Genomic DNA, 23,505 nt, shown 5'->3' with positions numbered 1-23,505 from the left:
ATGTGAAACGTGCCTCTAGGCGTATGAGTGAAAGGTAGCAGTCGCCAATCGAATTTCTTCAACGGGGCCGATTCCAGACTGACCGGTCTCGGATCTGCTCAAACGAAAGTTGCCGTCGGCAAGCGGCCCTTCCAAGACGTTCATTGGGCTTGATCACACGATCACAAACCGGACATTCTGCTCCGAAGAAAATCGTGTCGCATTTATTGGGGTTTTGCGACAGCGAAATTATTCACTGGAGTTGGTTCTGCTGATGACACCGGACGAATTGAAGATCGTGCGCCGAGCTTATGCGAAGCAGATCACGGCGGCTGGTAGAATTGTCGATGAGCGTGTTGAGACAGCTTTTGCCGAAGTCCCGCGAGAAGATTTCCTTGGTCCCGGTCCCTGGCCGATCTTCCGAATGCGAAAAGCCTATGTGCCAACCCCGACCGCCGATCCGGTCTACCTTTATACGAATGACATTGTTGGCATCGTCCCCGAGCGCCACATCAATAACGGGCAACCGTCACTTCATGCTTTCCTGCTTTCGCAGGCTGCGCCGCGACCAGGCGAGCATATCGTGCATGTTGGTGCTGGTGCCGGCTACTATTCTGCGATCATGGCGAACTCGTTGCCGCATCCGGCAAGGTGACGGCGATCGAGTTCGAGCCGGAGCTTGCTGCCCGGGCTAAAGCAAATCTCACTTCCTATCGGACCGTTTCCGTGGTCCAGGGGGATGGCAGTTCTGTGGCTTTCAATTCAGCCGATGTGATCTATGTGAATGCTGGAGCAACCCGACCGGCGGATATCTGGCTGGACCGACTCAATGATGGCGGAAGGCTGGTCCTACCCCTGACGACCGATCTTGGATTTATTAGCAGCAATTGGGGCAATATGCACCTTCGAGGAGCGGTGTTCCTCGTGACGCGCAGGGGTGAGGAATTACACGCGCAATGGATTTCGCCGGTGGCTATCTTCCCCTGTGAAGGAATGCGCGACGATGAATCGGAAAAAGCGCTCGCTGCGGCATTCGAGAATGGGGAGCACAAGAGAGTGAAGCGGCTGTACCGTAACGATGAGGTACCAGCCGAACGATGTTGGGTTCGCGCTCCCGGCTGGTGCCTAGCCTATGCTTAGGTAACAATGCGGCATCATATATCGCGTCGAACACATTAGAACCGCCCATTCCGCAGACATCGGAAAACCTCCGCTTCTGGATCAGTGCCGGATGTTGTGGTAGCCCACATAGCACTAGTCGTCTCTCGCTGCGCATAGACGGCGATTTGACTGCCTGGACCGCTTCCACTGTGTCCGACAGGATGATTGAGCAAGTTTGTCGCACTCACCATCAATCCCAATCCGTATGCCGGATCGGGGCGAAGCTCGGAGCGAAGTTGCGGAAGCGGCCTACGATCAAGCATTCTGATCAACGTTTCAGGTTTGACCAAAGCACCCCTCAACAGGCCATGCAGAAGGCGAGCCGCGTCGACCACCGTCCCAACGACCAACCCGTGATAGACCCACCCCGGATGGTAGCCAACGACATCACCCATGCAAACGCCCCCCAAATCATCAGGTGTGGTCGCCAGTCTTGCCGTGGTGATTTTGGCTGGGGAGAAAACCATGTCGGTAAGGGCATCGGCCAGTTGCAGCCCTGATGCTCTTTCGATCAGCTGGGCGACTTTCAGATAGCCGACGTTCGAGTAGGCCCAATCCCGTCCGGGGACGTATCGCGGCCGTTCCGCTTCGACCGCTTTCAATAGATCGTTAGTAGACCAGGGCGGACGGCCCGCTTCAACATCCGCATGGTAGCTTGGAAGGGAACCATAGTCCGGCAACCCAGCTTCATGCCGCAGGAGTTGAACGGGAGTGTAAGGCTCACCTTCGACTGGTTCGTCCAGGCTGACCCTGCCGTAATCCGACAGACGCAGCAGAGCAATCGCCAACGCAGTCTTCGTGAAGCTCCACCACGGCACCGGGTCCGAAACACCCCCTGCGTCCGTTTTGCCGTCCTGGCGAACGAGCACCCTTGCTTCCATGCCGCATCCTACTTTGCCTGCGAGCACGACGCGAGAACCTTGCGCTTTCCGAAAAGGCGAATGAACTACCGCAATGGCAAAGTTGAGTTGAGAGTTGTCGTTCCGGCCTGAGGTCACCTTTCAATGGGCGGTCCAACCTGGCCCCGTCATGCAAGGGTTAATGTAGCTCAACGTCGGCCCAACAAGCGCGCCAGACATCAGAGTATTCTAAAAACCTGCAACGGGGTAGAAAGCGGACATTTAAGTGAGACGGTCAAGCAGCGCGCTGTATGCGCGGAAATCAGAGAAATCGCTTTGCTCATTCGCCGTGACGAGCCTCGAGACTATTAGTCAATTCATCAGTTACCGCTCGTGCCTTCGTCAATGCCTTTCAGCGATGGAGCGGAAGCCCCGTTAGTTGATCTGCTGCGGAAGGGATGTGCGAGCCGACACCAAAATGAGGAACTGAAGCTAAAAGATCCAAGGGGGTATGGTCGACTTTGCCGCCTCCCGACCTTCATTCTCGTGCGCGCCCGGAAGCCGGATCGGGTCAGGCGTCTGATTTGCGGCAGTGTCGTCCAGACCTTCCCCTCTGTAGGAGCGGTCATCAAGCGGCATAGCATAGGTTATCTGATCTCGTCAGCCCTTGCGGCCTTCCCCGTCCGCAAGATCGGCAATGAAGGCATCGGCGGCTGCCATTTTCGCCACCTCTTCGATCTCCCGCTCGCTCGAATCCGGTCGGCCATAACGGATATTGTCGCCGACCGAACGATGCAGCAGCGCGACATCCTGCGCGATGACACCGATCGGGCGCCGAAGGCTTGCCTGGCTGATGGCGCGGATATCCTGCCCGTCGATCAGGATCGCGCCCTCCTTGATATCGTAGAAACGCAAGAGCAGGTTTGCGAGCGTGGTTTTGCCCGCACCAGAGAGGCCGACGAGGCCGACCTTCTCGCCGGGGCGGACCGTCAGCGACAGATCTTCGATGACAGGCTTTCCGGCCTTGTAGGCGAAACGCACGTTTTCGAAACGGATCTCGCCGGTCTCGACCTTGAGATCCGCGGCATCCGGCCGGTCGGTGATGGTGGGTGGGGTTATCATGACCGGCATGGCGTCCTTGATCGTGCCGATCGCCTGGAAGATCTGCTGGCCCATCTGCAGGAACGTGAAGATCTGTGTCGACAGGCGCTGGAGGATGTAGACGGCGCCGACAAACTGGCCGATGGAGAGAAATCCGTTGACGAGACCGGAAAATCGGATCCAAAGCATGGTCAGCCACAGGACCATGTTGAGGACGACGACCGTCAGTTCCGAGGTGCGATAGATGCGCTGCTCGCTGTGTTGCGTATGCACGGCCTGCTGGATGGTGCGGCGGATAGCCCCTGCCTCGCTGTCTTCGGCGGCGAACTGCTTGATCATCTGCATGTTGGTGTAGAGATCGGTGATGGCGCCGGCCACCAGGCTGCGCTGCTTGGCGGTGCGGCGCGCGCGTTCGGCAAAGCTGGGAACCACTCTAACGGTGAATGCCACATGAGCGCGAACCAGACGATGACCGGCAAAGTCAGCTGCCAGGACAGCGCGCTGAGCAGGCCGACCGAGCCGACCAGTTGCAGCAGGAAGCGCGGAATGGATTGGAGCGCGGCAATGATCTGCTGCTGGACGGCAGATCCCACCTGCTGCAGGCGCGAGGCAACCTGACCGGCATAGAGATCATGGAAAAAGGCGAGATCCTGCCGCTCCACCGCCTTGTGGCCCTGCCACTGGATGGCGGCCGGCATGCCGACGCCGAGCGTGTGCGAGGTCAGAGTGTTGAGCAGGAACGAGGCTACCGGCATGGCCGGAAAGATCAGCAGGCCAAGGAAAGTCAAAAGCGGCCATTCGTTTTGCAGAAATGCGGAAGCGCCCTGTTACGTGACGCCGTCGACGATGACGGAAAGCCCCCAGACGATCGTCAGATTGATGGCTTCCATCGCCATGGAGGAAAGCGCGAGCGCGATCAATACCGCCCGGAACATCGAGATGAAGTGCATGAGAACCGCCACCGGCCCCTTGGAGGGCAGCGGCCGGTAGGGAATTTCAAGTGGCCGGATCAAATTTTCGAAGGGACGGTAGATCGCGTCTGAAATTGAGATGGGCCACTCGGGTCAAATCGGAAGGAGGCGGGGTAGCTCCACGGGCCGGGATAGGATCCGTTACCGGCTGCAATGTTAGATAGAACATCTGGCAAATGTCAGGATATTTGCGACCGCGCCGCCGAAAAGATCAAAACTTAGGGCTTCTTCCCCTTCTCCGAATTCGATCGGACAACCGAGCGGCATACGCTTTTTCATGCCCCTGGGAGTCGGGCTTGGTTTTCCCAAGCCAATGCACGGCCCCTTGGCACAACCGAGTTCACCACTCGCGCACTGTACGCGCCCCATCTCCTGCCGTCAGCTTTCGGGACAGCCACAAGCAAGCTCGAACGACCGAGTTGAAGGCGCATTGCTGCCATTCACAACGCGGACATTGAAAAGGTCATCGTTGGGTCGAGCTCCGTCTTTCGGAGCGGTTTGGGTTTTGAGCAACGGCATCAGGGTCCTGAACGTGCACGGCGGCGCGCGCTCACGAAGCCACTACACCTCCGCCAAGGGACAAACCCCGGCCGAGGCGCTCTACGATGGGACTTTGCCTGTGTTTCCTGAGTCTCGCAGGTGTGGCCTTAAGTCGCAAACTATTGGCCTCAGAAGCGGGGCGGTCGGACTTCATTGACGGCGCGACAAGCACCATATGCTGATCCAAAGCCCTCCAAACGAGAGAAGCTCGCCCGACGTCGCACTGCGGTCGTCAGCCAGCAATGGCTATGGACTAAAGGAACCTGGAAACCATCATGCCTGAAAATATCAGACTAACGTCAAGAGACGTTCCCCTCATTCAGCTCGGCGTATACCAGTGCCGCTTCCCGGTGAGCGAAGACCCGTCAGTACCTGGCGGCTACCGTTTTTGTGCCGGGCCAACTTCGCCTGATCGCGTCTACTGCGATCACCACCACAGCATCGTGACTGCCGTCGACCCTCGTCGAGCCCGCTCGGGTCCCCATTTGCCCCAACGGCGCGCCGCGTAAATTACGTTTGAGCGCTCCGCACGCTGGCAGTCGCGTCACCTCATCGGTATGATGTTGTCCTCAAATCTTTTTTGCAATTCGGCAACCCCATTTCAATCAACGAAGCGCGTCCTGTCAGACTTGAGGACGACGGTGGCGAACTCGGGCATTTCCAGACCTTGGCGCACCTTGGCATCAAGATCCTGCTCGGCCGCCTTGATGGCGGCGAGCCGCGCCAGCACGGTCCTAGCCTCCAGGCGGGGTACCACGGCGACGCCATCGCGGTCGCCGATCAGTATGTCTCCCGGCGAGATAGTCACGCCTCCCAGCACCACCGGAAAACCGACTGTGCCTGGACCATTGCGCGCCGGCGAGTTCGCGATAACGCCAGCACAGTAAACCGGCAACCCGACCGCCTCGATCCCGATAACATCGCGCACGAGGCCGTCGGTGACGAAGCCGGCGACCCCCTTATTGCGCGCCATGCCAAGCACGAGATCCCCGGTGACGGCCGCCCCGGCAAAGCTGTCGGTGGCCGCAATGATGACATCGCCACTTACGGCGACGTCCAGCGCCCCAAACAGCGCGAGATTGTCGGAAGGGCCGCACTGACAGGTCACGGCGACGCCGACCAGCGTAGCAGCAGCTGGTGATAGCGGCTTGATCGCATGGTGCAAGGCTCCGCGCCCGCCCATGGCGTCGACGACCTGGCTGACGGGCACGCCGGAAAAGGCACTGGTGATGTCTGCCGCAGGCCGTTCGAAACGGCGCTTGATAGTGAGCAGCGGCGGGTCTTCAATCATGTGGCAGCCTCGTAGCTTGAACGAACGAAAGACAGTCTGGACCGAGGTCGCTAAGGCTCCGTGCCCCCATCAGCCCCATGACCCGGTCGATCTCCTTGCGGTAAAGTTCGAGCACGTGTCGCACCCCATCTTCGCCGGCGACCGCGAGCCCCCATAGCTGTGGCCGGCCGATCAGACAGCAGGACGCTCCGAGCGCCAACGCCTTGACGACGTCGGAGCCCCTCCTAACGCCGCCGTCAATCAGTACAGGTATGCGGCCATCGACAGCCGCGACCACCGCAGGCAGCGCGTCGAACGACGCGACGGCACCGTCAAGTTGGCGTCCGCCGTGATTGGACACGATGACGCCGTCGATACCGCGCGCCACGGCCTCCGTGGCTTCTCCGGGATGCAGGATGCCCTTCAGCAACAACGGTCCGGACCAAACGGTGCGCAGCCAGTCGACGTCGGCCCAGGACAGACCAGGGTCGAGCAGTGCGGCCATGCGGCCCGCCAGCGCGCCAACCGTCGCCGTCTCGCCGGGACGCAGGTAGTTGCCGAAGGTCAGTTTCGGAAGCCGGGTGCGCATGCGCAGCAGCCACGCCGCCTTGGTGGCGGCCGCCAGCGTCCCTGCCACACCGAAGCGCGGCGGGATGGAAAACCCGTTGCGGATGTCGCGTTCCCGGTTGCCGAGCAGCTGGTTGTCGACGGTGAGCACCAGCGCGCCGTATCCTGAGGCACTCGCCCGATCCACCATTTCCCGGGTGAAGCCGCGATCGGTGTAGATGAACACCTGCATCCATCGCGGGCTGGTCCCGGTGGCTGCTATGTCCTCCAGTGTGCAGGCCGAGCCGTGACTGGCGCAGTAGAAGGTGCCAGCGGCTGCCGCTGCTCGGGCTGCCGCGCACTCGCCGTCGGGCCAGAACAGACCAGCCAGGCCAGTTGGCGCGATACCGAGCGGGATGGCGAGCTTTGCGCCGAAAAGATCAAGGGAGAGATCCCGTGTCGCTGCACCGTTGAGGGGCCTCGGCAGGATAGCAACGTCGTTGAACGCCTGTTCGTTGCGGCGCAGCGTTCGCTCATCCTCGGCGCCGCCGTCGGCGAAGTCGAACACCGGGCGCGGCAACGTCCGCAGTGCGGCGTCGCGCACCGCGGCGATGCTGTACAGGCGCTTCAGCGCCGCCGTCGAAGCAGGTGATTCTGCAACGCCCGCACCGCCGTTGGCCCGAGGGCCTATGTTCGAGATAATCGAGGAACTACTCACGGTTTCTTACCGCCGATGCGACCGTAATGCGTCGGTCCTCCGCCCCCCGGAACACGCACACAGCAGAGCGTGCCGTCGAAGGAGGGGTCGCTGCCGGTCGCCAGCACGCCGGCATTTGTCACCCAAAGCATCTCGCCGGAGAAGACGCAGTTGGTCGTTGCCTTGCCGCAGATGAAGAAACCTTCCGCGGTACCGTCGGGCTTCAGCACATGAATACCATTGGCGGCAATATCTGTGACATAAAGGCGGCCATCGGCGCCGACCTTCAGCCCGTCCGGGATCGGATTGGTTCCAGGCAAGCGGCCAAGATCTTCGACGCAACCATTGGGACGCTGCCGCTTGACGTGCCCCGTGTAGGACTCAGCCCAGACGATCGAGCCGTCCGTCTCGATCGCCACTCCATTCGGGAAGGTCGGCTCGTCGAAGCCGACAGCAAGGTAGGCACTGCCATCGGGGTTGACGGCAAAGATGTAGCTGGGGTCCGGATTGCTGGGGTTGTATGTGCCGGGATCGCTGAAGATAAGCCGGCCATCAGCAGCAAACACGAGATCGTTTGGGCCATTGACCCGAATGCCCGCAACTTCCGTTAGCAGGATTTCCGGCTTTCCGCCTTCGGCAACTCGCTGGATCGATGGCGTTGTCATCTCCGCGGCCCGCCAAGGTCCGGTCGTGCCACCATTCTGACAGACGTAGAGCAGGCCATCCGAACCGAGAACGCATGCATTCGGCGCTCCCGCAACATACGCGAACTGCCGAGCAGTTCCTTCACGATCGATGGCGGTCAGCTGGCTGCGATAGCTTTCGACGATGACAACGCGCCCATCGGAAAGCATCGTTGGACCCTCGGGCCAGCCGAGGCCAGTCGCGACAACCTCGACTGCGAGCTTTTCAACCTCCTTCATGGTGCGATCTCCAGACCGGCAGCCTATCAAGATTTGTCGGGTCTAATCCAGCCGTCTACGCGTTCGTTGAATACATTGTGCGGCGATTGCAGGCATCGACGCATGGCCGCTTTGGGGCGCGAAGTCGACAGGAGCGTCGGCACCAGCGACGTCCGCTTCTAGAAGCCGGACGGTGGTGCGGGAATGGCTGAGATGAGGCGCCTTGCTGACTGGCAGGAATTGGGGCCGAAGGCAGACAGTCCGCTTTTGTTCGTGAGCGAACACTGATGGACATTCTAACGTCAACGTGTCAGCCCGCGCAGGCGCTACTAAGCGACTCCTAGGAGACGACCGCGCATCTGTGAACGTCTGCCCTCGCCCGCCCACGCCTATTCCACACAAGCCGCTTTCGCCGCATCGGGCTCGCGGAATACTAAAACAATTTGCGCCTAAGCAGACCGTTCAGTTTTGGCGGGCTATCGCTAAAGCAGCCGTTGGGTTACGGACCAAGTTAGGCCTCCCACCTTTCGATCCAGACCCCTCCCGCAGTCAAAGCCGATAAGGTAGATTGTCGCATCGGGATGAGACGATGCAACACGCATTTGGACAATTCGAACTTGACGAAGCTGCCCGCAAACTGTCGCTAGGCGGCGTTGAGCAGAAGATCCAGCCGCTTGTCTTTGATCTGCTGGTGTATCTGGTGCGCAACGCCGGCAGGGTGGTTCCAAAAGACGAGCTGATGGACGCTCTGTGGCCGGATGTCATCGTGACGGAAGCGTCGCTACAGCGCGTCGTCAGCCTCACTCGAAAGACGCTTGCAGCGGGCGGGTTGCAGTACGCAATACACAGCTACGTTCGCCACGGTTATCGCTTTGCCATCGATGAACCGGGACTGGGCTATGTGCAGCCTGCCTCGTTGCAAGGGGACGACAAGCTTGCCGAGGCCCGCAGGCTGGCAGCCCTGCGCGACTGGAGCACGGCTGCAAAACTGTTCTCGCATTTGGCGGACAATGAGGGTCTCTCTCCTGCTGACGTCGATCTCTGGGCACTGGTGGTCGAATGTGGCGGGCGGCCGACCGAGGCGATCCCTGTGTTGGCCCGCGCGGTGGCGGCTCATGTCGAGGCAGGCGACTTCGCTCGCGCCGCCAGATCGGCTGTCACGCTCGCCAAGATCCAGGCCGAGCGCGGATCAGGTGCCGTCGCAGAGGGATGGCTGGAACGTGCTGCATCGCTTCTTTCCCAGTCGAAAGACGATAGCGCACAAGCCTATCTGCTATGGATGAGGTCACGCCTGGCATCCTCGGGCGGCCGTCCCGAGGAAGCGCTGCAACTGGCGTCAGCTGCCTACGCGATAGCTGAACATTGCGACGATCCCGGCCTGCGAGCCCTGACACTGACATACAAGGGATTTTTCAATCTCGCCCTCGGCAAGATCGAGGAGGGCAGCGAGCAGCAAAACCATGCGGCGGCGATCGCTTTGTCGAGCCAGGTCGACCCGATCACCGGCAGCTTGGTTTACTGCAATATTCTCTGGAGTTGCAGGACGTACGCGGATTGGCCCCGTGCCCGCCAGTGGAGCGAAGGCTTCGAAAGCTGGTGCACCGCAAGTTTTGCGCAGACCTCGGGCGCTTGCGACCTTCATCGTGCCGAAGTGGTCGCGGCGCAGCAGATATTGCCTGAAGCGCTGACCTGCATAAACGAAGCGCTGCCCAAACTCTCCGCGGAGGAATCCTGGTCGCTCGGCGAAGGCTTCCGTGTCCGCGGCGATATCTTCGCCATGATCGGCGACCTCGCATCGGCGCGCGCCGACTACGACCAGGCTTATGCGCTAGGTTGGGACGCGGAGCCGGGCAATGCCGTGCTTCTGTTCGAAACAGGCGATCTGGACGGGGCGCTGGCCACACTGGACAGAGCCCTGCATGGGGTGTCGTGGTTCCATCTGCAGCGGCGCGGAAACCTGCTGGTGCACGCAGCCTGCATTGCAGCGCGAGGCGGGCGCTCAGCCCAGGCGAAGATCTATCTCGACGAAATAGACGCGCAGCCCGAACGCTGGCGGCAACCGGCAACGCAGGCATTGATAGCCGAAACCAAGGCCGCACTTTGCGAGCCAGGCGATGCGAACGGACATCGGCTTCTGGCCTTGGCCCGGCAGCTCTGGACCAGCGCAGGCGTCGAGTATCACGCAGCAAGGGTTCGGCTGCAGCTCGCCAGTGCTTTGTTGAGTTCCGGCGACGTCAGCGGAGCGAAGGTGGAAATCACCGCTGCAGAGAGATCGGCCCGCCAGCTGGGATCACGACGCCTGGAAGAGAAAGCCGCGACCCTCCGTCACAGCTTTTCGCGCGAGAGCCAGCACCCTGCCAATGCCTCAGGACGAGCTGCTGATCGAGCTTATCGGGTGACAGCGAAAGATCAGCCAGAGATCAGGTCCCGGTAAGGACGATCAGTCCCCCTAGAGGTAATTTTTCCCCAGCCAGGCAGACACGCCTGGCAATCAATGGCGCCGCGAAGAGCTGGCGCGAAATCGAAGGGAAAGATCATGAACCTGTTTGTTATTCGCCGCCCCAGCGCTTGGGCATCTCTGCAGGAACTCGAAGCCGCCGGCGCCAAATCGGCAAAGGTCGCCAAGGAACAGATGTCGGGCACGGTCAGCTGGATCCGCAGCTATGTCGTGCACGAACCCGACGGGCGTATCGGCACCTTCTGCATCTACGAGGCCAAAGACGGCGAGGCGATCCGCGATCACGCCAAGCGCGTCGGCATGCCCGGTGAGGAATTCTACCCGATCCTCGACACGGTCGTCCTTCGCAATGATCCGATGACGGCGGCCGCCTGACGACGTCCAGTTGCTGCCCCGCGTAATCAAAGCGGGGCAGCGTCATCCCAAGCAGTAAACAATGAACAGACGGCACTCGGGGCGGCATGCCGCTTGCCAGTGCTGCGATTCCCCACGAATGGAGAAACCAATGCTTCAATATCTAAGACGCGTTTCGGTCAGTCTGAGGGCCCGCAGGGCCGAGAGAGCCTTGCAGGAGCTGCCTGACCACATCTTGAAGGACATAGGCATTCGCCGCGGTGCGATCTCCTATGCCGTTCGGGAGCACTTCAAGGATCGTCTCGTCTGAGTGGCCGCCCAATTGGAAACCAGGGACATGGAACTTCTGATAAACATGGCGAACATCCTGTATGTGATCGCCTACTTCACACTGGACATTTTGCGGCTGAGGATTCTCACCACCACGGCCGCAATCTGCCTTGCCGTGTATTTCTACAGCCAGCCGGCGCCGCTCATGAACGTCGTCGGCTGGAATGTTTTCTTTGTGCTTCTGAATCTGGTCCAGATCGGCCGCATCTTGAAGTCTCGCTATGGTTGAAGCAACGCTTGCTGACCTGATGCGAATGGAGGCGCCGAGCCGCCGTTGGCACTTAAATAGCTGCCAGTCCTCTTCCACCCCATGATGGACGGAATTGCCAGATTTCTAGCGGGCTATGATGCTGGAACCAAGGCCGCCGCCTAGCTCCCTGCGGCTCGGATCGCTATCGACGCCGTAACAGGCCGGCCCGCATGTAGCATTCGGGCAGAGCGAGTTTGGCGCATCGCTCGATATCCGATTTGGTATCCCAGGGTGAGCGCCAGGACCATCCTCCCTTCCCAACGTCTGCAATCTATGATCCGCTCCCGCCACAGGAGGCTCTCATGGCATTATCTGTTATCGGGGCTGGTTTCGGCCGCACCGGCACGCACACTCTGAACCTGGCGCTTGAAATGCTCGGGTTCGGGCCGTGCCATCACATGGAGGACGTCAACTCTAACCCCGAGCACCGCAACCTGATCCGCGCCGCCGGGCGCGGCGAGCCGGTGGATTGGGACGTCGTCTACGCCGGTTACAAGTCGGCAGTCGACTGGCCGACGGCCTATTTCTGGCGCGAACTCGCCGAGTATTTCCCCGACGCCAAGCTCATCCTCACCATTCGCAACGCCGAAGACTGGTACAGGAGCGCACGTGCCACGATCTTCAACACCATGGGCGAGACCTCCGACCCGCAAAGTTTTGGCCGGGCCGTCATAGAGAGGAAATTTTCGGCGGTCGTCTCGACGACGAAACCCATGCCATCGAAGTGCTCGAAGCCCACAACGCCGAAGTGATCTCGGCTTTCCCGCCGTCGCGCCTGCTGGTCTATCAGGTGGCCGACGGCTGGCCGAACCTGTGCGCCTTTCTCGCCGTGCCGATCCCGGCCGAACCCTTCCCCCACAGCAACACCACTACCGAATTCCGAAGCCGCTTCGCCAAATAAGCCCCGCACCGAGTTTGAGGCCGCAGCCCGGGTAACGCGCGTAGCAGCCTGTCCACGCCGGCTCCGATGCTTGTAACCAATAGAAGTGGGTGCACCAGCAAGGGGAGGGTGGCCGCTGTTGGGCGAAAGCGCCATTGCGGCTAGCCGCTCGGATGTCTGCTTCTGGACGGCGGCCATGATAATTTCAACGGCCAACTTGAGGCGCAAAGCGGCCGCTCAAACCTTCCCGTTTCGACACGAGGAAGCCGAGGCCGTCAAACAGGTTAGTCGCGCCTCCAATCGAAATGTCGCCGGGCGAAGAGGTCAGATCGTAGCCACAAGTTCTTGTTCGATTTAGAGTTGCGACAGTCGGGGCCACTTCCCGCGAAAGCTTCCGAATGTGGAATGACCCGCTTGTGTCGCCAGCGGCGCCAAGAACGGTCTGGGCGGGATCGACTTCAAGTGCTCGCCTTAAGATTAGCCAGGGCACCCGGCGATTCTTTTCAACTGCGGCCACCGACATGCCAAGCTACGACGCTCGCACCGCGACCGGCCCGCGTTCAGAAAATGACGGATGTACCCGAAGCTCGCAGAACTGCACGGTAGCCCATCTCTGTCTCTGGGTGTTGAGGACCGCCAGACAGCGACGTTTCAGTGCGGTAGCATGGCGATGGCGTCAATCCCGACGAGGGAACCATGATGGAGCTCCGTCACGGGCACGACGATGCGGGCAGGACGGGCGTCGGGCAACAGAGCGGCGTAAACTGCGTTGAAGCGCGGCCAGTTGGACACACCGACAATGTAGGCGGTCACTTTCAGCAAATCGCGGGGTCCGCCGCCACCGGCCTTAAGGATTGCCAGCATATTAGCAATGTTCTCCCGAGCTTGCGTCTCGAAATCCTTATCGCGGCAAAGACTGCCCTCGGCTGGAACCGGGGTTGGCCGGAGATGTAAAGCTGGCCTCCACCGGCCATGCCGTGCGTATAGTGGCCGGCAGGGATCGACACCTGGTCTGCCCCAACGGGGACGACTAGACACCTCCCGAAAGCTCACATCTAGCTAACTGCATTTTAGATTTGCACGGGGTGAAAGAACAGACATGTACGACGCATATATCCATGACATTGTATGATGGGCGCGCCGATCGCATCGTCACAGCGCAGAGCGGCTTGGATTTTGGAAGGGATATGAGAGGCAACACTTCAGGACCTTCCGGTGACGAGGCATCCTCCACCCGCAGCAGGATCAAAGAGGTCGCGGCCGACTTCTATGTCCTGCGCGGCCACGACGGTTTCAGCTTCGGCGATATAGCGACGGCGATCGGCACGACGCGGGCTAACATCCACCATCACTTCGGCAACAAGCGTCAGTTGATGGAGGAACTGATCGCCGACTTCGCCGTGAACGCGGAGGCCCGGATCAAGCGCTTCTGGACGACGCCCGACGCCCGGTTCTTCGACCGACTCGATATGCAGCTCGAGGATCTGCGCCGCTTCTACGAACGTTTCAACGCAGAGAAGGGAGCCCGCAATATGTGGAGCCCGCTTTCGCGTCTGCGTCACGACCTGCTCGTTCTCGGCGAACCAGCCGAACATGCCCTGGAGCGGGTCAACCAGGTCTATGAACAGAGCCTGCGCGATGCCGTGAACCAGGCTGTGAAGGACGGAGAACTGTCCCCTCACACGCTTAGGGACGAACTCGTGCACATGCTGCGCATCACGCTTCTGTCCTGTCCACCGATGACGCAGGACACAGGAAGCTTCGACGAGGTCGCCAGGACCTTCGCCGCACTGGAGGCGATCATCCGCGCGGCATGGCAGGACGGGTAAGAGCTCACCTCAAGGCTAGACGTCCAGCAAATCAAAGCAAGAGCGAGTTGACAGCTGCTCGCTTTCGCGTTACTTACTTACACGTAAGTCAGCCAGCCCATGCGGATGACGCTGACGGTACAAGGGAGGATCACGTGCTGCGGGATGACGAATTTATCCGTTTCGAGGTCAGCCCCTTCACCGGAGCGCTCGGCGCAGAAATCCGCGGGATCGATCTGGCGAGTGCGAGCGAGGATGGTTTCGAAGACGTTCGCCGGGCACTCCACAAGTACCACGTGCTCGCCGTGCGCGATCAGCAGCTTGATGCCGCTGGCCTCCACAAGGTCGCCCGCCGGTTCGGCCGGTTTAGCGGCAATCCGGTTCATACGCCGATCGACGGCTTCGACGACATCGTGCGCTTCGTGCGCGAGCCGGACGACACGGGCAAGGTGATCGGCGAGGACTGGCATATGGACCTCGCCTGGCTACCGAAGCCGCCCGGCATCACCATGCTCTATGGCGAAGAGGTGCCGCCGGTCGGCGGCGACACGTGCTTCTCAAGCCTCGAAAAGGCGTACGCCTCGCTTTCGCCGCGACTGATCGAAATCCTGCAAGGGCTGACCGGCATCCATAGCGGCCGCGGGGTCTTCGCCATCAATGCGGCCCACAGCCGGCTCGGCGTCAAGGCCGATGTCGAGGCGATCGAGAATGCCGTCGTCGAGCACCCTGTGATCTGCCGGCATCCCGCGACCGGCCGGCGCTATGTCTTTGTCAGCAGCGTCATGACCAATTTCAAGGGGATGACGGAGGAAGAAAGCAAACCGATGATCGACTTCCTGATGGCGCGGGCTGTCCGGCCCGAGTTCAACTGCAGGCTCCGTTGGGAACCCAAGACGCTCGGCATGTGGAACAATCCCCACGTCCTGCACACTGCCATCAATGATTACCCCGGATACCGCCGGGTGATGTACAGAACGACGGTGGAGGGTACCGTTCCACTTGCCGCCGCGGACGGCTGACGCGCAACCGCTCAGGGAGGAGCAATGGCATTTGGTTCCGAGGCCTCCGTTGGCCACACCAGGGAAACGGCGGCGCAATCGGTTGGCGGGACCAAGAGGCGGCGCCTCGCGCTTTCGCCTGCCTATGTTTATGCGACACCCGTGCACCTCCTGGTGCTCGGGATTATCGTGCTACCCGCCATCTTCGTCCTGTGGCTGAGTTTCGAGGCCTCGTCATTCGGCCAATCGGCAACGTTCGTCGGGCTCGACAACTATATCCGTGTCCTCACAGATCCTTATTTCTGGCGCTCGATCTGGAACACAGTTCTCGTCGTCGCCGTGGCTGTCCATCTCGAACTGCTGCTCGGCCTCGGCCTAGCCCTGCTTTTCACCTCCGGGCTCCCCTTTCAGCGTGTCCTGCTCGTCGTGGTGCTCGCTCCCTACGCCATCAGCGAGGTGACCGCGGTCGCCATGTGGCGTTTCCTGTTCGATCCGGACGTCGGGCCGATCACGCTTATGCTGCGATACACCGGGCTGCCGACGCTCGACTGGACGTTCATCCCTTCCCACGGCCTCATCCTCGTCGGCCTGCTGACGATCTGGCTGCACCTGCCGTTCACATTCATCATCCTTTACGCGGCAAGGCTCGCGGTTCCAAAGGAGCTTTACGAGGCTGGGCGTACCGACGGGGCCAACGCGTTCCAGCTCTTCCGCAACATCACGCTGCCGCTTCTGGCGCCAGCGATACTGATCGCGCTGCTCTTCCGCTACATCTTCGCCTTCCGTCTCTTTTCCGAGGTCTGGCTCCTGACCCAGGGCGGCCCGGCACGTACGACCGAGGTCGTTTCGGTTTATCTTTATCAGGAAGGCTTCCGCTACAACTCGTTCGGCACGGCGGCCGCGACGGCGTGGATGATGGTCGTCATCTCGCTGCTTCTGGCGACTGGCTATGTATGGCGGCTACGCAAGGAATCAGTGGCCAATGCGTCCTGAGCGTCTCGCCATCGGTGCCGCAAAGACGCTCGCTGTTGCGGCAATCGTCGTCTGGTCGCTGTTCCCGATCGGCTTCATCGTGCTCTCGTCGTTCAAGCCCGGTCGCGAGATTTTCGCGGTTCCGCCGGAGCTCTTCTTCAACCCGACCCTCGACCACTACGCCTCGCTATGGCTGCGCTGGCCGGCCTTCTTCGAGGGGCTCGTCAACAGCCTGATCATCACCGCCGGGGCGACGGCGCTTGCCGTCACGGCGAGTTTGCTCGCCGGTTATGCCTATTCACGCTATCGCGGTGTCCGTTTCCTGGAAGGATCGGTAATGTTCCTGATCGGATCGCGGCTGATCCCGCCAATCGTGGTGACGCTGCCACTCTTCCCGGTCGTCAACCGGCTTGGGCTCAACGATACCCATTTGGTGCTGATCTTGCTTTACGCGAGCTTCTTTGTCTCGCTCGGAACGCTTTTGATGCGCACCTTCATCGATCAGGTGCCGCGCGAACTCGACGAGGCGGCGGTCCTCGATGGCGCGCGGCCGCTGACGGTCCTCGTGAAGATCATCCTGCCGCTCGTAGCGCCAGGCATGCTCGCCGTCGCCGTCTTCGTCGTCGTCTTCGCGTGGAACGAGTTCCTGTTCGCTTACATCTTCACCGCCAACAACGCCAAGACCGCGCCTCTGGTCCTCTCGGAGATGATCAGTTCGGTCGATGGCGTCGACTGGGGCGTGCTCTTTGCGGCCTCTACCGTCCAATTGTTGCCGGTTCTCGTCTTCGTGGTGCTGATGAACCGGTTTCTTGTCGCCGGGCTGACCGCCGGCGCGACCAAAGGGTGACGTCGTCACCAGGAAAGGGAGGAAGACAATGCCTTTGCATATGACACGCAGAGCCCTGCTGACGACCGCGATGGCCGCCGGCGCGACGGGCGCATTGGGTCGGCTCGCCCATGCCGAAGCGAAGACGCTGAACGTGCTTTGCCACCGCGTCCACCAGACGAACCTGACGACCGGCGCTGCCGGCAATGTGATCAAGCCCTGGGAGGACAAGAACAACGTCCAGATATCCTGGACGACGCTCGACAGCAATCCGCTCCAGGACCGGCTGTTCCGCGAGGCGAGCCTGAGCGCGACCGACTTCAACGTCGGCTACGTCATTGACAACCGCATGACCTCGCAGATCGCCTCACTCTTTGAGCCGCTCGACGACTTCCAGAAAGTTGAGCCGATCGAGGACTTCGACGACATCGCCGAGGGCCTGCGCCAGTCGATGACGGTCGACGGCAAACTTGTCGGCATCCCAGTGCGCCACGCCACGCAGGGGCTTTTCTACAACGAGGATCTGCTTCAGGAGGCCGGCATATCGGCGCCACCAAACACGCTGGAGGAACTGGTCGAGCAGGCTAAGAAGCTGACCTTCACCTCGAAGTCGGGCACGCCGGTCGTCGGCATGGTCCTTGCGAGCGATCTTGCGGTGTTCCCGGTCATGTTTGCCCGCGCCTTCGGCGGCGATTTCATCGACAAGCAGTTTCACGTGGTCCCTAACCCGGAGGCGATGGAAAAGGCCCTATTCGTGCTAGCCGACCTCTTCAAGGTCGGGGCGCTCCCCCGCAGCTATGCCACGACCCGCAACGACGACATGGTGACGTGGATGCAGCAGGGACGCGCAGCATTCGCAGTGCTGCCTTTCGCCCGCCACGCGCAGCTCAACAACAAGGAGCAGTCGACCGCGCCGGGAAAGATTAAGGCAATCGAATTCCCCGGTTCCAAGGTCCTCGGCAGCGGCCAGGAAATGCATGCGGTCGTCGAATCCTGGGCAATGGCCATTCCCGCCAATTCGGCTGACAAGAAGCTCTCCTGGAATTACATCCGCTTCGTGGCAAGCAAGGCGGCCACACTCGGCATGGCGCGCAACGGCAACGGCCCCGTCCGCGTATCGACCTATGGCGAGCCGTCGTTCGTCGAGTCGCAGCCGCAAGCGAAGGTCGAGGCCGCCGCCCTTGCCAAGGCGAGACCGGCCTTCCCGGCTTTTCCCGAAGCCGTTCGCGCGCAGTCGACATTCCTCGAGGAGGTTCAACTGGCCGTCCTTGGGCGCAAGAGCCCGAAGGAAGCGGTCGCTGCTATTGTGGAACGTGTCAATCCGCTGATGCGGGCGTAGTCATTGTAGATGGACCGGCATCGGCCTGTATCGTCCGGCAATTGACAGACTAGCCGCCGCTTCCTGGCTGGCTCTGGCGGCGTTGCTGTTGCCAGAGCCTGTTTCGTGCAGGGCTTCGCCGAAGGACGAGTATGCTGTCTTGTGCGCGTCAATCAGCGTTCGCAATTTGTTGGAGCGTGTGTTTGGAGCTGCGCCATCTTCAACCCATTCGCACCGGTCCGCCTGCCCCGCGAACTCTGGGCCGTGCTCAATGTCGGGGCCGCCGCTCTGTTCGGCATTGTTGCATATCGCCACCGCGGTTAATTAGGCATCAACGCTGGTGACGAGCGATCCGTAGGTCTTTCCTTGTCACCCCAGAAACTGCTGGATGTGCCAAGTGATCTTGCCGTCGACCCTCATCGGCTTATGGATCATCAGACATGTTCAATCTCTACAATCGCACGATCCAAATCGTTTGCGGCGGGCTCCAGCCGCCACTAGCCCACCGGAAGGGCAAAGTTACCAACTTTGACGATCCGGGATCTGGTTGATGCCGTGCGTGCCATTGAAGCGGGCGAAGAACTTTATGGCGACCCAGCAACAGCAGTTGCGCACTGCGCGCTGACTGCTCATTTGGACGGTCCTGTGGATGACTAACGTTTCTGGTGCGCGGTCTTCGCAACCTTTTTGCGTCAGGTTACCAGGCATGAACACCAGAAACCGAACCGCTTGAGATCTATTCGCGCCGATGTTCCGTCATCGCGAGCGGTGGTGGGCTATTGGGGCCCCGCGTTCTCGCGCTTTTTCCTAGGCGCCGAACTCGCATAGGGAATGTCAGCCGTCAGCCGCTGCTCCCGCAGCCGAGCTGTTTTCGCATCCCGTGCCGCGCGCTCGACCTCGATCAACTCGCGCGCAGCATCCGAGGTGCGCTCCGTTCTGTCTTGTTTTTCCTTCTCGGTGAACCGTTGCCTTTTCCGCATCACTACCCCGATCTGACGTTGCCGCCCAGTGTTGCCGCACAGAACGAGTGTCTCCAGGCCGGGTTCCACCTGGACAGCAAAAAGCCCGCCACCTTTCGGCAGCGGACGCGTTTGTAATGGCCGCCGTGGCATCGCCGAAATGCAAAAGCAGCCCGCCTCAAGCCATTGCCGTGGGGCGAGACGGGCTGCGGAAGCTGGGAGTATCGCTGCGAAGCTTCCGGCGCTCCAACTTCGGAAAGAGTACGTTGTTCCGCGTCAAAGAAAAAAGACCGACAAGGCCCCGAAACGCAAAAACTGGGCAGGCGGTAAGTTCCGCGAGTTGGCTAACGGCCCAGCGGCTGCTTCGAGAGCAAAACCAACTCCGCCTCGTCGACCACACCTGCCATGTAATTCGCGATAATTCGGGAGGCAATGAACTCGCGCTCATCCGGCGATGGGTTGCCCAGCTTAAGGTTGTCGAAAACCCGCCCAAGCAGTGCCAACTCAGATGCGTCGAAAATACCGGCCTCCGCCGCCTTTCGTTGAATTGGCATGATTTTCTCCCGGGAATCCAACACCGAAAACATGCAGCAAGACCTCCGGCCGTGCAAGACCTTCAAGGGCAGCGATCCTGGCCGAGATCACAACGGCCAGCGCTGGTTTTTCAGGAAACGGGCTTCGCGCGCAAAGAACTTCAGTCGGTACCAATGAGCTTGATCAACCCGCGCGCTTCTCGTTCCGGGATGCCGACCTCTCAAGCCAGCCGCCGAGCAAGCAACTGCATGCCCTCGTCATCTTCGGGTCCGCCGCCGTGCTCTCTCATCGGAACCTCCTTTAGTCTCCGAACTTGCCGGAAGCGGCTTCGTTTCGCTGGATGACTGAAAACCCCGCCGGCCGGAGCCAGCGGGGCCCGATGGACTGCGAGTTCCTGCATCGAGGGGCACATGGCGCCATGCAGGAAGAGCTCGGCATCCTGGTTGCCTTCAGCAGGTAGAGATATGCCTTAAAGGGACGAGGCGGGCCTCAGAGTTCCGCGTGTTCGATGGCCGAAGGGGAAGAGGAAGCCAAACGAAGAGCACTTCTCCGCGGCCAGGGCTATGATCATCCCATCGATTCTTCAACCGTTTCTCTGCTCACTTGATCATCCCCATGAAGGCACTGACGCGCACGCTTCAGGTGTCGGCGTGCGGCCCGCTTCCGTCTTCCATCACTGTCAGGCATAGCCCAAAAAGGGATTTATTCCTCGTCTCGTCATTTCACTCTTGACAGCTTTGTTCCGTTTTTGTTCACTGTCCATCCACGACATTAGGAGGCGTTCAGGTGGATTGCGTTGTGTCACTCGACAGCCGGCAAGAGGCTGCCCTTCAAGCCACCGTCGACAGGTTCGTTGCCGTACACAAGGGCGACGTGATGAAGGCCCTCAAGGAAATGATCGTTCTCAACGGTTACCTTCAGGACCGCCTTGACGCGCGCTCGGCATCCCGCAGAGCAACCCGTTAGGAAAATACTGCAATGGCCACGATGCACCTAGACGCCGAAACCAAAGCCGAATTACACGCGGAGGCAGAGAAGCTCATCGCCCGCTACGAAACGCCCCTTGAGACCGTAAAGGCGCTCATGGCTTACAACTGCGAGCTTGAGACACAGATCCTCGCCATCGCTCACAGGCATCCGGGGCTCGTGGCGATCAGCTTCGATCCTACGCCGCCTGTGCTGGGGTCAGACTGACAACCCTCAATGCATGACCTTATCGCTTTCATTGGGAGTAACTCTGCACTGGTAGCGGCCAACCCGGCAGCCTTTGCCACGTTTGCCGTGCTGTTTGGAGGTGGCGGGTTCGCTGTTGGACGGTATTTGCTGACTGAGCGTATCGCCAATCTGGAAAGCCGAATTGCCAGACGCGACGAGGAAATAGCGGACCTTAAGTCAAAGCACACAGCGCCAGAGCAAGGGGGCCTATCGGTGCCTCTATTCGAGATGACCGAGGTTCTGCCCCCTCCACCGCTCAACGTCCACCGGCTCTTGCTCCAGCCCAAAGAGGACCCCCATCTCAGATAACCTGATGCCGCAACATAAAGCCCCGAAGCTAATCGTCGTCACCGCCTTTGGCCGCGATGAGACTGGCGACCTCCGGCCTGTCTTCGGACCAGCCGACTGGAGATCGGGCGATATGGACCGCAAGGACTTGGCTGGGAACCATGCCGGCGTCATTGCGAGGTCGCGTGAAGCCAACCCGGTACTGCGCGAATACGGGAGCCGACGACGCTGTTTGTGGGTGGCGACGTGCCAGACATGGAGTAAGCTATAGTCTCAACCGCTGGCAAGCAGCTTGCCTCCCTCCTCAACAGCGGCAATGAACGCCTGGCGGACATCCTCAGGTGTCATGTCGCCAGCCAAACAGGACAGGCAGGCGCGTACCGCAAGGTCCCATTTGGGGCCTCGATCGTTCCACCCCATGAGCTCCCGAGCTGCACCCTCGACGTTGTTGCAGCTATACGTCATGCCAGGCTTGCCAGTCCTGATAGAGACCGGGGGATTGAACCAATGGAGGCTCATAAAGGCTCTCTGAGGTCGAACAGGACGAACTGGCCGCGAAACTTGGCTTCGTTCATGATGATCTCGACCAATTCACCGTCGGTCTCTTGTACTACGGGCATGAATGGCTCCGACGGCGCGCCTCTGCGCCGGGCAAAGATGGCCTAGAAATAGCCGAGGATGGATTTGACCTCCAGATATTCCAGCATGCCCTCGATCCCATATTCGCGTCCGTTTCCGGACTGCTTGAAACCGCCAAACGGCGCGTGCGGATCCCAGGCCGGGTAGTTGAGATGCACCTGACCGGAGCGAATGCGCGATGCGACGTCTCTGACGGCGTCCATATCATTGCCCTGCACATGGGCTCCCAGACCATAGACCGTGTCATTGGCAATGCTGACGGCCTCATCAACTGTGTCGTAGGGGATGATGCAGAGAACTGGACCGAAAACCTCTTCCTGTGCAATGCGCATGTTAGTGCGCACGTCCGAAAAGATCGTCGGCTTCACATAGAGGCCGACGTTCAGATCGTGTGCACGACCCAGTCCGCCGATGATGAGCCTGGCGCCCTCCGAAATACCGACGCCGATCATGATTTGGATGCGATCGAATTGGGCACGGTTGGCGATTGGACCGTGAGTGGTGGCGTCCGAAAGAGGATCGCCGACGACGATCTGGGCCGCGACCCTCTTGGCGATTGCCTCGATCTCGGACAGCCGCTCGCGTGGCACGATCATGCGTGTCGGAGCGCTGCATGACTGGCCGAGATTGCGGAAGGCGGCGGCTATGCCCAGGGAAACGGCGCGGTCGAGATCGGCGTCCGGCAGGATCACGTTCGGGGACTTGCCGCCGAGTTCCTGCGCGACACGCTTGACTGTCGGCGCTGCCGCCTGGGCCACCGCAATGCCCGCGCGGGTGGACCCGGTAATGGAAATCATGTCGACATTCGGATGGGATGCCAGACTAGCACCCACGCGTGCACCATCACCTTGCGCCAGATTGAACACTCCGGCAGGGAAGCCGGCTTCCTCGATCGCCTCGGCGAACAGCAGAGCGTCCAGGGGAGAAAGCTCGCTCGGCTTCAACACGACCGTGCAGCCTGCCGCGAGCGCGGGCGAAACCTTGGCGGTGATCTGGTAAAGGGGCCAATTCCATGGCGTGATCAAGGCGCAGACACCGATCGGTTCGTGGGTGACGGCGGTTTGGCCCCGCTGCTTGACGAAGGGAAAGGCTGTCACCACATCGCGAGCGACCTTGATATGCGCGATCGCCAGCGGCACCTGGGCGGTGCGCGAATATCCAATCGCCGCGCCCATTTCGAGGGTGAGGCATTGCGCAAGCAGTTCACTGCGCGCCTCGAGCAGCGCCTGCAGGCGGTCGAGCAGACCGGCACGATATTCCGGCGTGGTCCGGCTCCAGGCGGTGAATGCCCGGCGGGCCGCTGCAACGGCCGCATCCACGTCCAAGCTGTTTCCGAGCGGAAACCGAGCCACAACCTCTTCGGTGGAGGGGTTCACCACCAAGCCCTTGGCGGTGCCGCTTGGCTCGGCCCATCGACCGTCGATGAAGAACTTGTCCAGGTGGCCGTTGCGCGAGAGATGTTCGAGGGGCGTGATCACGCGACAAGATCCTTAATGCGGGAATAGGCACCCAGAACCGGCAGGAACCAGGGGCGCCCGAAATGGCCGGGTATCGCTGGCCATTCGAAATCCTTCCAGAGGTTCAGGTCGGGGCGCCCATCCATGACATCAGTCATGGTGCTGCCTATCAGCGTCGACTTATCCAACCAGTGAGAGGCAAATTTCATTTTC

23 protein-coding genes and 1 pseudogene are annotated in these 23,505 nt (G+C 60.6%); 14 read left to right on the top strand and 10 right to left on the bottom strand.

All coding sequences use genetic code 11. From position 1 onward, the window contains the following. Positions 1-253 precede the first annotated feature (253 nt). Both FJ959_RS32250 and FJ959_RS32245 read left to right on the top strand, forming a co-directional pair. Positions 254-634: a hypothetical protein gene (locus FJ959_RS32250; protein ID WP_246679064.1), complete on the top strand. Its 381-nt coding sequence runs from the start codon at positions 254-256 to the stop codon at positions 632-634. Beyond that, positions 631-1,119 (top strand): hypothetical protein, encoded by a 489-nt coding sequence (locus FJ959_RS32245; protein ID WP_246679063.1) that lies wholly within the window; start codon positions 631-633, stop codon positions 1,117-1,119. Before FJ959_RS32250 ends, FJ959_RS32245 begins: the two co-directional genes overlap by 4 nt. 35 nt (positions 1,120-1,154) lie before the next feature. Here the strand turns inward: FJ959_RS32245 and FJ959_RS13325 are convergent, their stop codons facing one another. The 5 genes and pseudogenes from FJ959_RS13325 to FJ959_RS13300 form a co-directional block, all read right to left on the bottom strand. Then, positions 1,155-2,021, bottom strand: a complete 867-nt coding sequence (locus FJ959_RS13325; protein WP_140584636.1) for a serine hydrolase domain-containing protein — start codon at positions 2,019-2,021, stop codon at positions 1,155-1,157. Between the two features lie 621 nt (positions 2,022-2,642). Further along, positions 2,643-4,132: pseudogene (locus tag FJ959_RS13320) on the bottom strand (ABC transporter ATP-binding protein); the annotation flags it as partial. A 1,060-nt stretch (positions 4,133-5,192) separates the two neighbouring features. Continuing rightward, on the bottom strand, positions 5,193-5,882 hold the full coding sequence (locus FJ959_RS13310) for an RraA family protein (RefSeq protein WP_140547177.1): 690 nt from the start codon (positions 5,880-5,882) through the stop codon (positions 5,193-5,195). Then, positions 5,875-7,125, bottom strand: coding sequence for an alpha-hydroxy acid oxidase (locus FJ959_RS13305; protein WP_140559966.1), 1,251 nt, complete (start codon positions 7,123-7,125; stop codon positions 5,875-5,877). The genes FJ959_RS13310 and FJ959_RS13305 overlap by 8 nt, the downstream gene beginning before the upstream one ends. After that, positions 7,122-8,027, bottom strand: a complete 906-nt coding sequence (locus FJ959_RS13300) for an SMP-30/gluconolactonase/LRE family protein (RefSeq protein WP_140559967.1) — start codon at positions 8,025-8,027, stop codon at positions 7,122-7,124. The genes FJ959_RS13305 and FJ959_RS13300 overlap by 4 nt, the downstream gene beginning before the upstream one ends. Positions 8,028-8,595: 568 nt before the next feature. Between FJ959_RS13300 and FJ959_RS13295 the strand changes: the two genes are divergently transcribed. From FJ959_RS13295 to FJ959_RS32480, 6 genes are all read left to right on the top strand, one after another. Next, on the top strand, positions 8,596-10,440 hold the full coding sequence (locus FJ959_RS13295) for a winged helix-turn-helix domain-containing protein (RefSeq protein ID WP_140630299.1): 1,845 nt from the start codon (positions 8,596-8,598) through the stop codon (positions 10,438-10,440). 102 nt (positions 10,441-10,542) lie between these two features. After that, positions 10,543-10,839, top strand: coding sequence for a DUF4242 domain-containing protein (locus tag FJ959_RS13290; protein WP_140581860.1), 297 nt, complete (start codon positions 10,543-10,545; stop codon positions 10,837-10,839). Positions 10,840-10,969: 130 nt separating this feature from the next. Next, positions 10,970-11,128, top strand: coding sequence for a DUF1127 domain-containing protein (locus FJ959_RS13285; protein WP_140559970.1), 159 nt, complete (start codon positions 10,970-10,972; stop codon positions 11,126-11,128). A 27-nt stretch (positions 11,129-11,155) separates the two neighbouring features. Next, positions 11,156-11,377 carry a hypothetical protein gene (locus FJ959_RS13280; RefSeq protein ID WP_140559971.1) on the top strand — a complete coding sequence of 74 codons (222 nt, stop codon included), beginning with the start codon at positions 11,156-11,158 and terminating at the stop codon, positions 11,375-11,377. A gap of 323 nt (positions 11,378-11,700) precedes the next feature. Continuing rightward, entirely contained in the window at positions 11,701-12,150 is a 450-nt protein-coding gene (locus FJ959_RS32485) for a sulfotransferase family protein (RefSeq protein WP_210239947.1), read from the top strand. Continuing rightward, positions 12,123-12,299 (top strand): sulfotransferase, encoded by a 177-nt coding sequence (locus FJ959_RS32480; RefSeq protein ID WP_281405963.1) that lies wholly within the window; start codon positions 12,123-12,125, stop codon positions 12,297-12,299. The genes FJ959_RS32485 and FJ959_RS32480 overlap by 28 nt, the downstream gene beginning before the upstream one ends. Before the next feature lie 630 nt (positions 12,300-12,929). Here FJ959_RS32480 and FJ959_RS13270 read toward each other — a convergent pair. Beyond that, positions 12,930-13,316, bottom strand: coding sequence for a RidA family protein (locus tag FJ959_RS13270; RefSeq protein WP_224704881.1), 387 nt, complete (start codon positions 13,314-13,316; stop codon positions 12,930-12,932). Between the two features lie 149 nt (positions 13,317-13,465). Between FJ959_RS13270 and FJ959_RS13265 the strand changes: the two genes are divergently transcribed. Genes FJ959_RS13265 through FJ959_RS13245 form a run of 5 tightly spaced genes read left to right on the top strand, consistent with a single transcriptional unit; the run spans position 13,466 to position 18,221 of the window. Beyond that, positions 13,466-14,107 carry a TetR/AcrR family transcriptional regulator gene (locus FJ959_RS13265; RefSeq protein ID WP_181171873.1) on the top strand — a complete coding sequence of 214 codons (642 nt, stop codon included), beginning with the start codon at positions 13,466-13,468 and terminating at the stop codon, positions 14,105-14,107. Beyond that, entirely contained in the window at positions 14,092-15,105 is a 1,014-nt protein-coding gene (locus FJ959_RS13260) for a TauD/TfdA family dioxygenase (protein ID WP_140581855.1), read from the top strand. Before FJ959_RS13265 ends, FJ959_RS13260 begins: the two co-directional genes overlap by 16 nt. A gap of 24 nt (positions 15,106-15,129) precedes the next feature. Beyond that, positions 15,130-16,077 carry a sugar ABC transporter permease gene (locus FJ959_RS13255; RefSeq protein ID WP_140559974.1) on the top strand — a complete coding sequence of 316 codons (948 nt, stop codon included), beginning with the start codon at positions 15,130-15,132 and terminating at the stop codon, positions 16,075-16,077. After that, positions 16,067-16,903 carry a carbohydrate ABC transporter permease gene (locus FJ959_RS13250; protein ID WP_140581853.1) on the top strand — a complete coding sequence of 279 codons (837 nt, stop codon included), beginning with the start codon at positions 16,067-16,069 and terminating at the stop codon, positions 16,901-16,903. The genes FJ959_RS13255 and FJ959_RS13250 overlap by 11 nt, the downstream gene beginning before the upstream one ends. 28 nt (positions 16,904-16,931) lie before the next feature. Further along, positions 16,932-18,221, top strand: coding sequence for an extracellular solute-binding protein (locus FJ959_RS13245; RefSeq protein WP_140559976.1), 1,290 nt, complete (start codon positions 16,932-16,934; stop codon positions 18,219-18,221). 1,282 nt (positions 18,222-19,503) lie between these two features. Here the strand turns inward: FJ959_RS13245 and FJ959_RS13240 are convergent. Next, the gene (locus FJ959_RS13240; RefSeq protein ID WP_140560141.1) at positions 19,504-19,713 is read right to left on the bottom strand and encodes a hypothetical protein; all 210 of its coding nucleotides are present in this window, start codon (positions 19,711-19,713) and stop codon (positions 19,504-19,506) included. A 958-nt stretch (positions 19,714-20,671) separates the two neighbouring features. On the opposite strand from FJ959_RS13240, the gene FJ959_RS13230 reads away from it, so the two are divergent. After that, the gene (locus tag FJ959_RS13230) at positions 20,672-20,887 is read left to right on the top strand and encodes a hypothetical protein (protein WP_140559979.1); all 216 of its coding nucleotides are present in this window, start codon (positions 20,672-20,674) and stop codon (positions 20,885-20,887) included. Between the two features lie 582 nt (positions 20,888-21,469). Here FJ959_RS13230 and FJ959_RS13215 read toward each other — a convergent pair. The 3 genes from FJ959_RS13215 to FJ959_RS13205 form a co-directional block, all read right to left on the bottom strand. Next, a complete protein-coding gene (locus tag FJ959_RS13215; RefSeq protein WP_140559981.1) occupies positions 21,470-21,715 on the bottom strand; it encodes a DUF982 domain-containing protein in 246 nt (81 codons plus the stop codon). 143 nt (positions 21,716-21,858) lie between these two features. Then, positions 21,859-23,313 (bottom strand): aldehyde dehydrogenase family protein, encoded by a 1,455-nt coding sequence (locus tag FJ959_RS13210; RefSeq protein WP_140630297.1) that lies wholly within the window; start codon positions 23,311-23,313, stop codon positions 21,859-21,861. Continuing rightward, positions 23,310-23,501: a hypothetical protein gene (locus FJ959_RS13205; protein WP_224704882.1), complete on the bottom strand. Its 192-nt coding sequence runs from the start codon at positions 23,499-23,501 to the stop codon at positions 23,310-23,312. Before FJ959_RS13205 ends, FJ959_RS13210 begins: the two co-directional genes overlap by 4 nt. Positions 23,502-23,505: the final 4 nt, after the last annotated feature.

This window comes from Mesorhizobium sp. B2-2-4 (assembly GCF_006442375.1).
Classification (GTDB): Bacteria; Pseudomonadota; Alphaproteobacteria; order Rhizobiales; family Rhizobiaceae; genus Mesorhizobium.
The sequence above is the reverse complement of the archived record's forward strand: the minus strand, read 5'-3'. Positions and strand labels throughout refer to the sequence as shown.